The organism is Streptosporangium sp. NPDC002607 (genome assembly GCF_053592655.1).
The window spans coordinates 2,166-3,710 of record NZ_JBSFWD010000139.1 but is presented as its reverse complement, the minus strand read 5'-3'; the positions used below and the strand labels follow the sequence as shown (position 1 = coordinate 3,710).

1 protein-coding gene is annotated in these 1,545 nt (G+C 70.7%); it reads left to right on the top strand.

Annotated elements, in window-relative coordinates; all coding sequences use genetic code 11:
- Positions 1-123 precede the first annotated feature (123 nt).
- Positions 124-1,545 (top strand): BTAD domain-containing putative transcriptional regulator (locus tag ACWD3H_RS47445; protein WP_451959767.1); only part of this gene is annotated, 1,422 nt, incomplete at its 3' end.

Genomic DNA, 1,545 nt, shown 5'->3' with positions numbered 1-1,545 from the left:
CGCACGAGTGACGAGGCGGAGCCGGGTTTCCAGCGACTATGGGACGACGTTGCGAACCATTCTTCGCCGGGGGGCAGTGTGCGGGACAGTGAAGCAGGATACTCGGAGAACGGGATCGAGAATTTGCTTCACCGGCGGCCGGACGGCGAACGGAGCGTCGAGTTCCGGGTTCTGGGCCCCTTCGAGGTCTACGCCGCCGAGGCCCCTGTCGGCTCCGGCGGTCCGCGGCAGCGAGCCGTCCTGGCCCGGTTGGTGGCCGCGGCGGGTACGGTCGTCTCCACCGACACCCTGATCGATGATCTGTATCACGGTGCGCCGCCGGTGAACGCGCTGGCCTCGCTCCATGTCCACGTGTCGAACCTGCGCCGGGCGATCGAGCCGGACCGGGCTCCGCGCACCCCGCCGCGGCTTCTGGTCGCCCGGCGGCCCGGCTACCTGCTCGCCACGGCGAACGTCGATGCGCTGCGCTTCGCCAGGCTCGTCTCCGAGGCGGAACAGCGCCCGCCGGCGGAGTCGCTCGTCTTCTTGGAGGAGGCGCTGCGGTTGTGGCGCGGCCTGCCCTACGGTGAGTTCGCCGACGAGTTGTGGGCGCTCGCCGAGGTGAACCGGCTGTGTGAGCTGCGCCTGGCCGCGATCGAGCGCCGGGGGCGGGCGTTGCTGGATCTCGGCCGTCCGCAGGCGGTGATCCACGAGCTGGAGTCCGAGATCGGGGAGCATCCGCTTCGCGAGCGGCTGTGGTGGTTGCTGGCCCTGGCCCGTTATCGCAGCGGGCGGCAGGCCGACGCGCTGGCCACGTTGCGCCGGGCGCGGAAGGTCATCGCCGAGCAGCTCGGCCTCGATCCGGGTCCGGAGTTGCAGGCGCTGGAGAAGGACATCTTGCAGCAGTCGCACTCGCTCACCGTCTGGCCCGAGTCCGTCTCGCTGTCGCATGCCCCCTCCTTCCCTGTGGCGGCCGAGGTGCTCCCGCCGGGGTCGGCCCATGGGCAGCTGATCGGGCGAGATCGCCAGCTCGCGACGTTGACGGCGCTGCCGGTCTTGATGGACCGCAACGGCGTGGTGACCGCCGCGGTCAGTGGCGAGCCCGGTATCGGTAAGACCCGGCTGTTGCAGGCGTTTCGCGATGACTGCGCCGATCTGGGTTATCTGGTGTTGTGGGGGCGCTGTCACGAGGGGGAGGGGGTGCCGCCGCTGTGGCCGTGGCTGCAGGTGCTGCGTGCGCTGGCCGAGTCCGTCCCGCCGCCGGATCGTCAGGTGCTGGCGGGGCTGCTGGGTGATGAGCGGCTCACCGGCGCGCCCGGGACGGCGTCGCGTCATCGCAATCAGCTCATCGCGCAGTGGCTCATCGAGGCCGCGCGGCTCCGGCCTTTGGTGATCATCCTGGACGACCTGCACTGGGCCGACTCCGCCACGCTCGAACTGCTGCGAAACGTCGTCGTGCTGTCCGGGGCGCAGGCCAGGAACGTCTCGGTGACCCTGGTCACCGCGTTTCGTGAAGCGGCCTACCGTGACCTGACGGATCAGCCCGGCGCCTCCCCGGGCGGCACC